Source organism: Rhizobium sp. P1_E6 (genome assembly GCF_056405875.1).
Genome location: NZ_JBFUBG010000122.1, coordinates 1 through 14,387 on the forward strand (window position 1 = coordinate 1; position 14,387 = coordinate 14,387).

General features: G+C 60.1%; 15 protein-coding genes. 9 read left to right on the forward strand and 6 right to left on the reverse strand.

Features of this window, described 5'->3' with window-relative positions; all coding sequences use genetic code 11:
* From AC1D35_RS32030 to AC1D35_RS32050, 5 genes are all read left to right on the forward strand, one after another.
* A partial coding sequence (locus AC1D35_RS32030) for a glycerol-3-phosphate dehydrogenase/oxidase (protein WP_477941880.1) occupies positions 1-1,077 on the forward strand: 1,077 nt, incomplete at its 5' end.
* Positions 1,050-1,892: a class I fructose-bisphosphate aldolase gene (locus tag AC1D35_RS32035; protein ID WP_477941882.1), complete on the forward strand. Its 843-nt coding sequence runs from the start codon at positions 1,050-1,052 to the stop codon at positions 1,890-1,892. The genes AC1D35_RS32030 and AC1D35_RS32035, both read left to right, overlap by 28 nt.
* Positions 1,893-1,926: 34 nt before the next feature.
* On the forward strand, positions 1,927-3,456 hold the full coding sequence (locus tag AC1D35_RS32040; RefSeq protein WP_477853888.1) for an FGGY-family carbohydrate kinase: 1,530 nt from the start codon (positions 1,927-1,929) through the stop codon (positions 3,454-3,456).
* Complete coding sequence (locus tag AC1D35_RS32045; protein WP_477853889.1) at positions 3,453-5,072, forward strand: GMC family oxidoreductase; 1,620 nt, start codon at positions 3,453-3,455, stop codon at positions 5,070-5,072. Before AC1D35_RS32040 ends, AC1D35_RS32045 begins: the two co-directional genes overlap by 4 nt.
* Positions 5,073-5,489: 417 nt before the next feature.
* A complete protein-coding gene (locus AC1D35_RS32050) occupies positions 5,490-6,329 on the forward strand; it encodes an SH3 domain-containing protein (RefSeq protein WP_477853891.1) in 840 nt (279 codons plus the stop codon).
* 150 nt (positions 6,330-6,479) lie between these two features.
* Here the strand turns inward: AC1D35_RS32050 and AC1D35_RS32055 are convergent, their stop codons facing one another.
* From AC1D35_RS32055 to AC1D35_RS32075, 5 genes are all read right to left on the reverse strand, one after another.
* A complete protein-coding gene (locus AC1D35_RS32055) occupies positions 6,480-6,983 on the reverse strand; it encodes a GNAT family N-acetyltransferase (protein WP_477853893.1) in 504 nt (167 codons plus the stop codon).
* Positions 6,984-6,997: 14 nt separating this feature from the next.
* Positions 6,998-7,876: a carbohydrate ABC transporter permease gene (locus tag AC1D35_RS32060; protein ID WP_113312115.1), complete on the reverse strand. Its 879-nt coding sequence runs from the start codon at positions 7,874-7,876 to the stop codon at positions 6,998-7,000.
* A gap of 5 nt (positions 7,877-7,881) precedes the next feature.
* Positions 7,882-8,772: a carbohydrate ABC transporter permease gene (locus tag AC1D35_RS32065; RefSeq protein ID WP_477853895.1), complete on the reverse strand. Its 891-nt coding sequence runs from the start codon at positions 8,770-8,772 to the stop codon at positions 7,882-7,884.
* Positions 8,769-9,863 carry an ABC transporter ATP-binding protein gene (locus AC1D35_RS32070; protein ID WP_113312117.1) on the reverse strand — a complete coding sequence of 365 codons (1,095 nt, stop codon included), beginning with the start codon at positions 9,861-9,863 and terminating at the stop codon, positions 8,769-8,771. Before AC1D35_RS32070 ends, AC1D35_RS32065 begins: the two co-directional genes overlap by 4 nt.
* Positions 9,864-9,972: 109 nt before the next feature.
* A complete protein-coding gene (locus tag AC1D35_RS32075) occupies positions 9,973-11,229 on the reverse strand; it encodes an ABC transporter substrate-binding protein (RefSeq protein ID WP_477853898.1) in 1,257 nt (418 codons plus the stop codon).
* Positions 11,230-11,393: 164 nt separating this feature from the next.
* Between AC1D35_RS32075 and AC1D35_RS32080 the strand changes: the two genes are divergently transcribed.
* Positions 11,394-12,185, forward strand: a complete 792-nt coding sequence (locus AC1D35_RS32080; protein WP_113312119.1) for a GntR family transcriptional regulator — start codon at positions 11,394-11,396, stop codon at positions 12,183-12,185.
* Here the strand turns inward: AC1D35_RS32080 and AC1D35_RS32085 are convergent.
* Positions 12,156-12,443, reverse strand: coding sequence for a hypothetical protein (locus AC1D35_RS32085; protein ID WP_477853899.1), 288 nt, complete (start codon positions 12,441-12,443; stop codon positions 12,156-12,158). The genes AC1D35_RS32080 and AC1D35_RS32085 overlap by 30 nt on opposite strands.
* 36 nt (positions 12,444-12,479) lie before the next feature.
* On the opposite strand from AC1D35_RS32085, the gene AC1D35_RS32090 reads away from it, so the two are divergent.
* The 3 genes from AC1D35_RS32090 to xth are packed head-to-tail and all read left to right on the forward strand — an operon-like array spanning position 12,480 to position 13,828.
* Positions 12,480-12,794 carry a hypothetical protein gene (locus tag AC1D35_RS32090; protein WP_477853901.1) on the forward strand — a complete coding sequence of 105 codons (315 nt, stop codon included), beginning with the start codon at positions 12,480-12,482 and terminating at the stop codon, positions 12,792-12,794.
* 24 nt (positions 12,795-12,818) lie between these two features.
* Positions 12,819-13,028: a hypothetical protein gene (locus AC1D35_RS32095; RefSeq protein ID WP_477853903.1), complete on the forward strand. Its 210-nt coding sequence runs from the start codon at positions 12,819-12,821 to the stop codon at positions 13,026-13,028.
* Positions 13,025-13,828, forward strand: a complete 804-nt coding sequence (xth, locus tag AC1D35_RS32100; protein WP_477941891.1) for an exodeoxyribonuclease III — start codon at positions 13,025-13,027, stop codon at positions 13,826-13,828. The genes AC1D35_RS32095 and xth overlap by 4 nt, the downstream gene beginning before the upstream one ends.
* Positions 13,829-14,387: the final 559 nt, after the last annotated feature.

A 14,387-nucleotide genomic window follows, 5' to 3' on the forward strand; every position in this document is an offset into this window, starting at 1 on the left:
ATCGGGGGCACTTCGATAGCGATGGAACCGACGCTGATCATCAACGCAACCGGCGGATGGATCGACATTACCAACAAAACGCTGTTTACGCCGGGGGCACGACCGGCACCCCTGATGGGCGGAACCAAGGGCTCGCATCTCATCATCGACAATGCGAAACTCTACGATGCGCTAGCCGGTCACATGATCTACTACGAAAACGAGGATGGCCGTATCTGCATCCTGTTTCCCTATCTGGGGAAAGTCCTCGTCGGCTCCACCGATATCCGCGTCGAAAACCCGGAAACAGTACGCTGCGAAACCGACGAGCGCGATTACATCCTGCAATCGCTGTCTTTCGTTCTGCCTGATATCGAGATCCGACCGGAAGACATCGGCTTCCAGTTTTCCGGCGTGCGGCCTTTGCCGGCCAGCACCGACAGTTTTACCGGTCGTATCCCGCGCGATCATTTTTGCACGATCGTGGACGCCGGAGACGGCGGGCCGGCGGTGCTGTGCATGATCGGCGGCAAATGGACGACCTTCCGTTCGTTCGGCGAACTCGCTGCCGATCTCGCGCTCGAGCGACTCGACAAAGAGAGAAAGGTTTCGACCACGGACCGGGCGATCGGAGGCGGACGCCGGTTTCCGCTCGATCGTGCGGTCTGGATTGCCGAAATGGCCGCGAAAAAATCAATTCCAGCCATCCGAATGGCTGCGCTCTTTGCCCGTTACGGCACGGAGGCGGAGGCGATCGCCGACTTCATCGTCGCCGCGCCGGACATGGCCATGCCGCACCCCGACTATTCGGCGCGTGAACTGCTTTTCCTCATCCGCAACGAAGCGGTCGAGCGACTGGACGACGTGCTCCTGCGCCGCACGACACTTGCCATAACCGGCAATCTCTCGCTGCACATGATGGATGCGGTTCTCGATCTTCTTGCGACGGAAAAGGCCTGGACCCCGGCGCAACGCACTTTGGAGCGAGACCGGTTTCTGACCCTGCTGCGCGACCGCCATGGCGTTGACGAAAATACCCTTTCCGCGAGGAACGAACAAAGGAGCATGCAATGCGAAACAACAGCAAAGTCCGGATGAACCGGCTATTCGGTGCCGGCCGCTGCCTGGACGTGGCGGTCGATCACGGCGTCTGCAATGAGCCGTCCTTTCTCAGCGGACTGGAAGACATGCAGTCCGTCGTCGAAGCACTCGTCGATGCCGCACCCGACGCGATCCAGATGAACTACGGCCAGGCCGACCTCCTGCAGAATGTTGCCGGCAGGACCAAGCCGGCCCTGGTCATGCGCGTCGATATGGGCAATCCCTACAACCGCGAGCGCCACCGCCACATGTGGGCCGTGCTGCAGAACGAGGCCGAGCCCCTGATCGGTGCCATCGAGATGGATGCCGCCTGCGTCGTCGTCAATCTCTTCATGCTGCCTGACGAACCCGATCTGTTCCGGCAATGCGTCCAGAACATCGCCCGCGTTCGGGCCGATTGCGACAGATACGGCATGCCGCTGATGATAGAACCGCTGGTGATGCAGCCGGTCGACAAGGCCGGCGGCTACATGGTCGACGGCGATGCGGACAAGATCGTCACCCTGACCCGGCTCGCCCGGGAGATGGGCGCCGACATCGTCAAGGCCGATCCGACCACCGATGCCGAAGATTTCCATCGGGTCGTGGAAGCGGCCCGATGCCCGGTTCTTGTGCGCGGCGGCGGCAGGGAGGATCTGCGGGTGGTCTTCGAAAAATCGGCTGCCTTGATGCGACAGGGCGCGATGGGCATGGTCTACGGGCGCAACATCTATCAGCACGCCAATCCAGGCGCAGTAGTGCGCGGATTGATGGCGATCATTCACGACGATGCTGGCGGCGAGGATGCTTTCGCGCTTTATCAGCAGGGCTGAAGACGAAGACCAGAAACCTTGGGAGGGGTTCCGCATGGCAAACTATCTACTGGGGCTCGACGCTGGCAACACGGTCATCAAGGCCGTGATCTTCGATCGGCAGGGAAACGAAATCGCCTCCGCCTCGGCGGAGGGGCATAGCCGCATGCCTTGCCCCGGTCACGTCGAACGTGGATTGGACGAACTCTGGGCGAATGCCTGCAAAGTCATCCGTACGTGTATCGAGCAGGCGGCGATAGCGCCTCGCGACATCGTCGCCGTTGGCTGCGCCGGTCACGGAAATGGTCTTTATGCCCTGGACCTCAATGGCGAGCCGCTGCTCGGCATCCAATCGCTGGATACGCGCGCAGCCGCGCTCGTCGAGGAATGGCAGCAGCAAGGCGTCGGCGACCGGACCTACCCGATAGGTCACCAAAGGCCCTGGCCATCGCAGACGCCGACCTTGCTCGCCTGGCTGAAACGGCATCGGCCGGAAGCCTTTTCCAGGCTCGGCACGGTTTTCCTGTGCAAGGATTTCATCGTCAACCGCCTGGCGGGTGTCCGCGTCAGTGACGTGTCGGACATGGCGGGCTGCGGATTGCTCGACGTCGCCAATCGCCGTTACGATCAGGCGCTCATGCAGGCTTACGGCCTTGGCGACTGCATGCCACTCCTGCCGCGGCTKATCGAAAGCTCTGATATTGCGGGCCACGTCACCGATGAGGCCGCAGCGCAGACGGGACTTGCAAGCGGAACTCCGGTGGTCGGCGGCCTGTTCGACGTCGTCGCATCCGCCATTGGCTCCGGCGTCACCCGGACCGGGGCGGCATCGATCATCGCCGGAACCTGGAGCATCAATCAGGTCATCATCGATACGCCGCAGTTGGCGGCACCCGTCTTCATGTCCTCGACCTTCGACCGCGAGCGCTACATGGCAATCGAGTCGAGCGCCACTTCCGCCGCAAACCTCGAATGGCTGGTGCGCGAGTTCTTTGCCGATGTCCTGGCGAACGGGCGCTCTCCCTTTGATCTTTGCGGCGAGCTTGCTGCCAGCATCGAGCCTGCCAGCGATGATCCGCTCTATCATCCCTTCCTTTATGGCGCCCAGCAGAACGGCAATGCCCGCGCTGGCTTCTACGGCGTCGCCGGCTGGCATACGAAGGCGCATCTCGTGCGCGCGGTCCTGGAGGGCGTGGCCTTTGGCCACCGCCAGCATATCGAAACGATGCGAAGCGCCGGCGCCATCTTCAACGAAGCGGTTCTTTCCGGCGGCGGATCGCGCAGCCTGATCTGGCCGCAGATATTCTCCGATGTCCTGGGACTGTCAGTATCGATCGCCCGCTCGCGTGAAACCGGGGCGTTGGGGGCTGCAATTGCGGCCGGAACGGGTGCGGGTATCTTTTCGGACTTCGCTGCCGGTGCCGCATCCATGGTCCGCATGGAGCGCCATTATGTTCCAAATGCGGGACTCGGCGGCCACTATGAGCGGCGCTACGGTCTCTATCTGGATCTGGCCGAAGCGATGGCGCCGATCTGGCGGCGCCTGTCGACGCCACTGATGCCGGCAGCGGGAGCCGTGGTATGACCGAGCCATCCAATCAGGCGGTGATCGATGCTGGCTCCTACGACTTCATCATCGTCGGGGCGGGCTCGGCCGGATGCGTTCTTGCAAATCGCCTCTCGGCAAATCCAGCACACCGCGTCCTGCTCCTGGAGGCGGGCGGCAGCGACCGTTATCACTGGGTGCACATTCCGATCGGGTACCTTTTCTGCATGGGTAATCCTCGGACGGACTGGATGATGAAGACGGCGTCTGAGGCTGGCCTTAACGGTCGTTCACTTCCCTATCCGCGCGGAAAGCTGCTCGGCGGCTGCTCCTCGATCAACGGGATGATCTACATGCGTGGTCAGGCGGCCGACTATGATGGATGGCGGCAGGCGGGCAATGCCGGATGGGGATGGGAGGATGTGCTGCCATACTTCCTCAGGTCCGAGGACAATTATCGCGGAAAGTCCGAGATGCATGGTGCGGGTGGCGAATGGCGCGTGGAGCGCCAGCGTCTGTCCTGGCCGGTGCTCGATGCGTTTCGAGACGCGGCAGAGGAACTCGGCATCCCGAAGACGGATGATTTCAATAGCGGGGATAACGAGGGCTCCGGCTATTTCGAGGTCAATCAGCGTGGCGGATTGCGCTGGAACACCACCAAGGCTTTCCTGCGACCGGCGATGAAGCGGGCCAATCTCAGGGTCCTGACCGGTGCGGAGACTGGCAAGCTCGTGCTCGATGGCTTGAAGGTCACCGGCGTCCAGTTTCGATTGAACGGAAAGATCCATGAAGCGCGTGCTCGCCGCGAAGTCATTCTTTCCGCCGGAGCGATCAATTCGCCGAAGATACTGGAGGTTTCAGGAATCGGCAGGCCCGATGTGTTGCAGGCTGCCGGCATCGAGCTCAGGCACCGCCTGAGCGGTGTCGGACAAAACCTCCAGGACCATCTGCAGATTCGCACTGTCTTTCGCATCGAAGGTGCAAAGACCCTGAACCAGCTCTATCACAACATCTTTGCCCGCGCCGGAATGGGTCTCGAATATGCCATTCGCCGCTCCGGCCCGCTTTCGATGGCGCCGAGCCAGCTCGGTATTTTCGCAAAAAGCGATCCGGCCGTGGCGACCGCCGATCTCGAATACCATGTCCAGCCACTCAGCACCGACAGGCTGGGCGAACCGCTGCACCGCTATCCGGCCGTTACGGTTTCGGTCTGCAATCTGCGCCCGGAGAGCAGGGGCACGGTCCATGTGGCCGGCCCGGATGTATCGGCGGCTCCGGACATAAGGCCCAACTATCTCTCGACGACGGGCGATCGCATCGTCGCCGCGAGCTCTATACGGCATGCCCGCAGGCTGATGCAGGCCGAGGCAATATCGCGGTTTGCCCCCAAGGAGTTGCTGCCGGGTACGGAATTTCAAAGCGACGAAGAACTGATCCGAAGGGCAGGCGACATTGCAACGACAATTTTCCATCCCGTCGGCACCTGCAGGATGGGAAGCGACGAAAGCGCAGTCGTCGATCCTCAGCTGCGTGTACACGGTATTGGCGGGCTGAGGGTCGTGGACGCTTCGATCATGCCGAACATCGTGTCAGGAAACACGAATTCGCCTGTGATCATGATCGCCGAGAAGGCTGCAGACATGATCATCGCGTAAGGACGCGCGACTGCTAAAACGACGAGGCACGTTTGTCTTGTCGGCTGAGTGCATGTGGCGATTGAAGCGCAGGCAGAGCCGGTGCCGCTCGCTCGCGTCAGGCCGTCTTGGGGTCGGTTTGGTGGCTGGACGGGCCCATGCTCTGGCAAACCGCGGCTTCGAGATCAAAGGTGRAGGCGTTGCCGGTACCTCGGCTAGCCCCCGGTTGGAAGGGCCATGCCAAGGAGGTACAAAAATAAAGAAGTCGATGACTGGCGCGTTCAACGTAGGTTCATCGCCACAGATCTATTTTCAGAGAAACAAGCGCATGAACGTCACACCTAAGTGACGGCACACGCTACGTTTTTTCCTGCCGACCGCAATGTGGAGCTGCCCGCTTTGAACCATGATGGTGGCGCGGCCCCAAGGGAGTTGAATGTGAGAGATACCCTTCTCAGAATCTGTGCAACCGGCCTTCTTTTGCTGTTGCCTGCGATAGCCTCTGCCGCCGAAGGCTATTCGACGGCGAACGTCAATATGCGTGCGGGTCCGAGCACGAGCTACCCCGCAGTTGCCGTTATCCCGCTTGGCGAATCTGTCGAGATCCATGGTTGCCTTGCTGACGTGCCATGGTGTGACGTCGAATTCTACGGTGGTCGCGGTTGGGTCGCCGGACGTTATGTTCAGGCGGTGTATCAAAGCCGGCGTGTTTATGTCGGACCCGAATACTATCGCCCGCTCGGAATTCCGACGGTTGTCTTCAGCGTAGGCAATTATTGGGACCGCTATTACCGCAACCGTGATTTTTATCGAGACCGCGACCGGTGGCGTCGCGGCCCGGATTTCTACCGCCCGCAGCCTCGCGACTTCAACCGTTCAGAATTCGATAGGCGGCCCGACTTCGATCGACGACAAGACGCTGACGGACGTCGTGGATTTGATAGAAGCCCTGATCTTGGCCGCACTCCGGACGTTGATCGCCGTACCGGCTTCGATCGCGATCAGCGCCGGCAGTTTGATTTCAATCGCGACCGAGACAACCGCAGGCCCGATGCCAACGGTGACGAAAATCGCCGCCCGCCATTCGATCGCCAGCCGGACTTTCGCCGCGACGGCGATGACAACGGCTACCGTGATCGTCGGGACTTTCAACGTCGGGGAGGCGATAACAGCAACAACGGTGACATCCGTCGCAGAGGCGATAATGACGGCGCGGGGAATGATCGAAGAAGACCGCGCGGCGCGTGTGATCCGGGCGACCCTGACTGCAACAACTGATTACAGGGGCGGCGCGATGCCGCCCTTTTCGTTTGTGGACGAGACTTGAACTCACGCCTCACAACATTCCTCGGCGTGTTGCGGCTCAGCAATCATTGCATTCGTCGTCGCCGACTTTTGCGGCTGTCTCAGTGGCTGTCTCGACCAGATCTAGTGGCCCGATTCCGAAATGCCTCTCGGCTCGGCAAGCGGCAGCATGCCGCGATAGATCCCTGGTTCTGAGCCTTCGATTGGAACTGCCCCGACGCTTCGACGGTAGAACTCCATTGGACCGGCGCCCCCGATTACCCCGTAGGCATAGCCTTGCGCGTACATATCGAGAAACGTGGTCAGCAGCAGAGCGTGGCCAACTCCTTTGCCGCGGGCGGCCGTATCGACGCCGGTCGGCCCGAAGAAACCCTTGGCGGTTGCCTCGTGGCAGGCAAAGCCGATGAGTTCGTCCTTCTGGATTGCGATGAAGCAAGTGGGCGGCCGGCGCATGGTGGCAACCGTCGCTTCCGCGGCCCAGCCGGATCCGAAGCGCGGCTCGATCCAGGCCGTCAGAGCGTTCAACTCCGGCGCAAGGACACGCCGGATGGTGATGCCCTGTTCGGCAATGCGCGCATCGAGTTCAGGATCGGCCTTCAGCTCGTAGAGTTTTACCAGCATGTCCATGGTTTATTCCTTTGTCAGCCTTTGATGGCGCCTGCCGTCAGGCCGGCAACGATACGTCTCTGGAAGATCAATACGATGATGATCAGCGGCAGTGTCACGGTAACCGATGCAGCCATGATCTGACCGAACGGATATTCGTATCGGCTATTGCCGGCGATCAGGCCGATCGCCACCGGCACCGTCCGGTTCTCGTCCGTCAGGGTGAAGGTCAGCGCGAAGAGAAACTCGTTCCACGCCAGAATGAAGGCAAGAATGCCCGTGCTGGCGAGCGAGGGTCCCATCAGCGGCAGCAGGATCTTCATCAGAATTCTAAAATGTGAGCAGCCGTCGATGATCGCAGCCTCTTCCAGCTCCCGCGGAAACTCGCGGATGAAGGTGGTCAGGATCCAGGTCGTGAAGGGTACGGTCGACAGGAGATAGGTGAGGATGAGCGCGCTTGGCCGGTTGAACAGACCCATCCAGTTGATCAGCTCGAACATGCCGGAGAGAACGACGACCTGCGGGAAGATCGAGATCATCAGCACGATCAACAGGATCGTGCGCCGTTGCGGAAAGTCGATGCGCCCCAGCGCATAAGCGGCGCTGAGCCCGATGACGAGTGACAGGAAAGTGGTTGAGACCGCGACATAGGCCGAGTTCAGAAGCGAGCCCATGAAAACAGGATTGTCGATCAGCTGGCGATAGTAGGTGAAGTCGAACGCCGGCATCAGCGCGGATTGGTAGAGCGCCGAACCCTGCTTCGTCGAGGAAACGAAGGCCCAGTAATAGGGAAACAGCGTGTAGAACAGGACGAGCAGAAGAGCCAGGATCTGGAGGCTTCGCACGGCGCGCCGCCGCATCCGGAAGTAGGAGGCAGGCTTGCGGACGGACTTCGGGATGATTGCATCGGCCATGTCGCTCAGGTCCCCGCGGCTCTGTCGAGGCGAAGGACCCCGATGATGATGATGGCGACAAGCGCGACGAGCAGGAAGACCCAGGTCGATGCCGCCGAGCCGATGCCGAGCTCCTGGAAGCTGATCAGCCGGTCGCGTGCGTAAATGGAGACGGTCGTGACGCTTTCGTTGCTTGCCGCCATCACATAGGCAAGGTCGAACATCCTGAGTGCATCGAGGGAGCGGAAGAGGACCGCTACGCCGATTGCCGGGCGCAGCATCGGCAGGGTGATCGACCAGAAGCGCTTCCATGCCGGAATGCCATCGACCTCCGCTGCCTCGAATATTTCCGAGGATATCAGTTGCAGGCCTGCCAGAATGAGCAAAACCATGAACGGGGTTGTCATCCACACGTCGACGAAGATCACGACGCCCATCAGCAGCGATCCGCTCGCCGTCCAGGGAATGCCATGATCGATGAGGCCGAGCCCGATGAGGACCTTGTTGATAACGCCGAACTGGTCGTTCAGCATCCATTCCCAGATCTTCGTCGAGACGACGACGGGGATCGCCCAGGGCACGAGGATGGCGGCGCGCGCCAGCCCGCGGCCCGGAATGGCTTCGTTGACGAGAAGCGCTATCGCGAGGCCGAGAATTGTCTCGATCGCGACCGAGATGACAGTGAAGACCAGCGTGTTCTTAACGGCAATCCACCAGCTGCGGTCGCTGATGACCTCAAGGAAGTTGTCGACCCCGGTCATTGAATAGACGGAGGGATCGTCAAGGTAGGCATCGGTGAAGGCGAAGAAGAAGGTGCGGCCGAGCGGCCAGAGGGCGACGACCAGCATGACGATGATGACCGGCAGCAGAAACAGCCATGCCGCACGATGGTCCCGGCGGGCGAGCCGGGCACTCATTGTCGCGCTCCTTCGATCACGCCAGCCTGGCGATCGAGAATGAGCCGTCTTCCGTCTGCGGCGAAGGCAAAGATCGAGGCATCCTGGAAATTCAGGCCGACCTCCTTACCGATCAGTTCCCTCCGCGGCTCGACATTGACGCGGACGACCCAGATGACGTCGCCGTTGATGCGGCAATAGGCGAAATGCTCGTGGCCGAGGTCCTCGACACGCTCGAGCACGCAGGTCATTCGTCCGTCCCCTGCCGCCACCAGCTGGATCGCTTCCGAACGTATGCCGATTTCGGTGATGGCCGGGCCCTCGGTGTCCGCCTCGATGACGAGGCCGCCCGGTCCAGTCACATTGGCCGATGTTGTCTGCACGGGCAGGAAGTTCATACGGGGACTGCCGATGAAGCCTGCGACAAACCGGTTGTCAGGAGTGTGGTAGAGTTCCTTCGGCGTGCCGACCTGCTCAATGCGTCCGTGATTGAGAACGACGATCCGGTCGGCAAGCGTCATCGCTTCCGATTGGTCATGGGTCACATAGATCATTGTCGTCTTCAGATCGTCGTGGAGCTTGGCGATCTCCATGCGCATCTCCATTCGCAGATCCGAGTCGAGATTGGACAGCGGCTCATCGAAGAGGAAGATTTCGGGCTGGCGCACCAAAGCGCGGCCAATCGCTACGCGCTGGCGCTGTCCGCCGGACAGCTCGCGTGGTCGGCGTTCGAGCAGATGATCGACCTTCAGCATTCGTGCGACCGACCGCACTTTCTCGCTGATAGCGGCTCTGTTCATGCCGAGGGTCTCAAGCGCGAAGCCGATATTGCGCGCAACGTTCATATGCGGATAGAGCGCGTAGGACTGGAAGACGAAGGCTACGCCTCTCTTTGAGGCAGGCACGTCAGTCACGTCGTCGCCGCCGATCCTCACCACGCCCTTCGATGCGGAGATCAGGCCGGCGACGATGCGCAAAAGCGTTGACTTGCCGCAACCGGAGGGACCGACGAAAACGACAAACTCGCCGTCGATGATCTGCAGGTCGACATTCTGGATAACAGCATGCGTACCAAAATTCTTCGAAACGGATTCGAGCGAAACCGATGCCATTTTTCACCTGAGGGTATGAGACGGCAGAGGGCTCGCCACCGTGTTCGGTGGCGAGGCAGTGACGCATTCCGGCCGCGGACCGTTCCCGCCACCGGAAATTAGGAGAGCGTCAGCGGCTTTCCTTCAGTTTCTCGAGCCGACCGGCCAGCGACGTCAGGCTGGACTTGACCTCGGCGCCGCCGGAAAGCATGTCGTGAACCGAGCGGTAAAAAGCCTGCGAAACGCGGTTGTAGCTGGTGCCAGTGTAGCCGGATGGGCGCACGGCGCTGTCGGCAAAGGCCTGCTGGTTGTCCTTGAGGAAGGGTATCTTCGCAAGAACTTCCGGATCGCTGTAGAGCGCCTGGATCGACGGGTTGAGAGCCGCCTTCAACGCACGCATCTTCTGCATATCGGGGCCGGTGATGAAGTTTACAAAATCGGCCGCCACCTCAGGCTTGGCGCTGTATTTATTGACGCCGTAATACATTGGGCCAAGGCATCCGCTCGACTTTTCGCCTTCCTTGCCGATCGGTAGAGGCATCACACCGACCTTGTCGACGACATTGCTCCCTTTTTCATGCGAAGTGCCCCAGACATAGGGCCAATTGCGGTGGAAGACCGCGTTGCCGGATTCGAAGACGGCGCGTGATTGCTCCTCATCATAGTTGAGGACGCCCTCGGGGCTGATCGAGCCGATCCAGCCCTTCGCCTTTTCGAGCGCCTCGGCGGCCTGTGGGCTGTCGATCGTCACCTTTCCGTCGTCAGAAATGATGGTACCGCCACCGTTGGAAGCAACAAGCTCGATCGCGTCGCAGGTCAGGCCTTCATAGCTTTTGGCCTGCCAGGCATAACCCCACATGTCGGGCGAGCCTGCAGCCCTTTCCTTGTCCTGAATTTCCTTGGCGGTGGCAGCCAGCTCGTCCCAGGTCTTGGGCGCCGGCTTGCCGTATTTTTCGAGCAGGTCTTTGCGGTAGAACATGAGCCCGACGTCCATATAGGCAGGCATGGCAACAAGATTGCCGTCGAGCTTGGCCGCATTGAGTGTCGAGGCGAAATGCTTGTCCTGGTCTGTCTGCGGGATCATTGCCTTGAGGTCGAGCAGGTTGCTCTTGAACATGCCGAGCCAGATCACATCGAGGAAAAGGACGTCGACGTCCTTGGATTTGGCGGCGAGCAACTGCTGATAGATCGGGATCGCGTCGTCCAGAAGCGCGGGCATCTTGTTGATCTTGGCCTCGTTGCCCGTCTTTTCCTTCCAGGCATTGGCAACGTTCGTGCAGAGTTCGAATTCAGTCGGCGAGCAAAACACGGAGATGGTTTCTGCATGTGCGCTGCTGCCCCAGAGGGCTGCAGATATCGCCAATGCGGCAAGGCTTTTCTTCAACATTGATTGTTCCCTTCGTTGATAACGCTTCGGCATCACGCGGAGCTCTTTGTCTCCTTGCGTCAATAGGACTGGTTATGACCAGTCATGTCAACATGGACTTTGCGGGCGGTTGCGTCGAAGATGCAAAACGGCAATAGTGCTCCGCACAGGATCGGATTTCGAAGATGCAGCAAGCTCCGGCATCGTTCATCGCGCCACAGGACAGCATCGACCGGAACGACCCTCGCCCCTTGCACAAGCAGGTCTACGAAGCCCTTTTGGCGTCCATCCGCGACGGCAAGCTGCCGTTGCGCGGCAAGCTGCCATCAGAACGGGAACTCGTTGATCTCTACAATGTCAGCCGAATTACCGTGCGCCATGCCGTGCGAGAATTGATCCAACAGGGCGTCATACGCAGCCAGCCGGGAAAAGGACTCTACGTCGCCGAGCGTGGCGGGGGCTTCGAGCTCCAGGTTCTGAAAAGCTTCACCAGCATCGCCGCAGCGAACGGGCGAAGGCCTGGCCATAGGCTGATTGGGGCGAGCATCGTGCATGCGCCTCTCGAGGTGAGCCGACCGCTTTTCCTCGCACCCGGCGCCGAGGTGGTTCTATTGTCGAGGCTTCGTCTTCTCGACGACATACCTGTTGTCGTCCAGACCGATTGGATACCGGTGGCCCGCGTTCCGGGCCTGCTTGATCTCGACTGGGCCATTGCCAACCGGTCGCTCTATGCCGAGCTTCGCGAGCGCTATCGCATTCATCCGAAACGTGGGCAGACAACGCTGAGCGCGCGCCTCGCGACGGATGAGGAGGCTGCGATGCTCGAGCTGCCTCCTCCAGCTGCGGTTCTCACCGTGGACCAGATCGCTTTCGACGATCGCAACCGCCCAGTCAACCTGACGGCGTTGGTTCATCATCCCGCGCGTTATCCGCTGACGCTGCTCCAGTCAGAATCGGGCGATTTTACGCAGTATTGAGCCATTTTGTCCTGCTCCGGTGATTCCATCGGATAGTTCCGCGGCATGCAGTAGCCTGACACGTTCGCCAGAGCCTAGGCGGGCGCCCATCTTCGCGGCATCTTGAATGCCTCCAGCAGGAAGGGCCACCCCGGCGAAGAAGAGCGAAACGGTAAAGCCGATTGCGGCGACACACCCTAGCACGACGGGATCTGTCAAATTCATCCTCGGGCGCCTTTTCTTGTGACGAGCCACCTCAAGGCGGAACTCCTGCGTCATGTGGACATTCCTTGTACATCATAGGAGGCCCATGCCATGCAGATCATCAGTACCAACGTTTCCAAACAGGACGACGGCAAGATTGCGGTTGAATTCTCAGGTGAGGGAGGGGAATCCATCACGGTCCATTTGGCAGCTGCCAATGCGCTCGAAGACGGCGCCGCCGTAATACGGGCGAGAGAAATGATGGTCCAGGTAGCGACGTTCGGCAGCCCGGACGACGTCACCGAGGGAGCGCAGGACGCGTCCGATGCGCTTCTGGGAACCCGCACCGAGGGCCTGGAGGAAACCGCTCCGGCGACGGGATCGTTTTCATCTACAAACGCGGTCGCCGGCCCCGGTGGTATCTAAGTCCCGGCTATGAGCGAGGTATCGATGATCGTCCCGCCAAGCAATCAGCCGGGCAGCCCGGGGCGCAGGGATGAGCTCGACCTGATCGTCGACTACGCGGTGCAGCTTCTTGTCGAGGAAGCTCATCTCGTCGCGCGGACACGCGCCGGTTTTCTAACCGGCATCCTCGACGCCGCAAACGACCGCCTGTCGGAAATCGAAGAGGAAACCGAACTCGAGGACGGCGGCAATTGAAGATCGCCACTTACAACGTCAACGGGGTAAACGGCCGGCTCGACATCCTTTTGCGCTGGCTGGAGGAGACAGCACCAGACGTCGTCTGCCTGCAGGAACTGAAAGCGCCACAGGAAAAGTTTCCGATCAAGGCCATCGAGGCTGCGGGCTACGGTGCCGTCTGGCAGGGACAGAAATCCTGGAACGGCGTCGCGATCCTCACAAAAGGACAGCAGCCTCACCTGACGAGGAAGGGACTGCCCGGAGAGCGCGAAGATCTCCATAGCCGCTACATCGAGGCTATCGTCGACGGCCTCGTCATTGCCGGTCTCTATCTGCCGAACGGCAATCCCTATCCAGGCCCGAAGTTCGATTACAAGCTTCGCTKGTTCAAGCGGCTCCACGCCTACGCTGCCGAACTGCTGGAGCTTGAGGTACCCGTGGTACTCGCGGGCGATTTCAACGTCATGCCAACCGAGATGGACGTCTACAAGCCGGAGCGTTGGACAAACGACGCGCTCTTTCGCATCGAAGTTCGCGAGGCCTTCAAGAACCTCGTCGATCAGGGTTGGACCGACGCCTTACGCAGCCTTCACCCAGACGAGCGCATCTATACGTTCTGGGACTATTTCAGGAATGCCTATGCCCGCGACGCCGGGCTTCGGATTGATCATTTCCTTCTGAGTTCGGAGGCGGCCGAGCGCCTGTCGAAAGCGGAGGTCGACAAGCGCGTGAGGGGTTGGGAACACACGAGCGACCACGCACCGGTCTGGATCGAGCTCACGGACGAACCCGGCAAGGGGAGGAGAAAGAAATCATGATCGATGATACATGGAGATCGCAGGTACGGCCGACGTTGGAAGACTTCGTGGACATGTTCGTCGTTGCGGGGCGAGGCAGTCGGAGGGATTCAACGCGGCTGATAACGAGATGATCCTGGTCGTCGGACGATCCCGACGTACGGACGTATTCCGTAGGGTTGCTTAAGGAATTCGGCTACCGCCTGCTGGAAGCGATCGATCACCGCCTCACGAACGGCGCCTTTGATCCGATCTGGAATATCGCATCTGAAGCCAGCCAGTTTGGTACACCATACCTATCGCTGCCCTTGCGGCAAAATCTGGCACCTGCTCTCCCGCGGCTGAATGCCTTGCCTTCAGCCTATTGTCAGGGTTCTGTGTTACGTTTTTGTGACGCAGGGTGCGCCGGGGGAGAGGCATGCCCATTTTACATTCATTGGTCTTGGAGCGGATATGACAGAACAGTCTAACCGTCTTATATTACATACGAATTCGCGAGACGAGGTTTTCGCCGAAGAACAGAATTCCGTTGCGGATTTCTCGTTTAATTCGACCGTCGCAAATGTCTTCGACGATATGG

Bases quoted from the DNA above. Each gene is read 5' to 3' on its own strand.
- AC1D35_RS32035 (WP_477941882.1), top strand. From the start codon at position 1,050: ATGCGAAACAACAGCAAAGTCCGGATGAACCGGCTATTCGGTGCCGGC.
- AC1D35_RS32055 (WP_477853893.1), bottom strand. From the start codon at position 6,983: ATGGACATGCTGGTAAAACTCTACGAGCTGAAGGCCGATCCTGAACTC.
- AC1D35_RS32045 (WP_477853889.1), top strand. From the start codon at position 3,453: ATGACCGAGCCATCCAATCAGGCGGTGATCGATGCTGGCTCCTACGAC.
- AC1D35_RS32080 (WP_113312119.1), top strand. From the start codon at position 11,394: ATGCAGCAAGCTCCGGCATCGTTCATCGCGCCACAGGACAGCATCGAC.
- AC1D35_RS32060 (WP_113312115.1), bottom strand. From the start codon at position 7,876: ATGGCCGATGCAATCATCCCGAAGTCCGTCCGCAAGCCTGCCTCCTAC.
- AC1D35_RS32085 (WP_477853899.1), bottom strand. From the start codon at position 12,443: ATGACGCAGGAGTTCCGCCTTGAGGTGGCTCGTCACAAGAAAAGGCGC.
- AC1D35_RS32075 (WP_477853898.1), bottom strand. From the start codon at position 11,229: ATGTTGAAGAAAAGCCTTGCCGCATTGGCGATATCTGCAGCCCTCTGG.
- AC1D35_RS32070 (WP_113312117.1), bottom strand. From the start codon at position 9,863: ATGGCATCGGTTTCGCTCGAATCCGTTTCGAAGAATTTTGGTACGCAT.
- AC1D35_RS32065 (WP_477853895.1), bottom strand. From the start codon at position 8,772: ATGAGTGCCCGGCTCGCCCGCCGGGACCATCGTGCGGCATGGCTGTTT.
- AC1D35_RS32090 (WP_477853901.1), top strand. From the start codon at position 12,480: ATGCAGATCATCAGTACCAACGTTTCCAAACAGGACGACGGCAAGATT.
- AC1D35_RS32095 (WP_477853903.1), top strand. From the start codon at position 12,819: ATGATCGTCCCGCCAAGCAATCAGCCGGGCAGCCCGGGGCGCAGGGAT.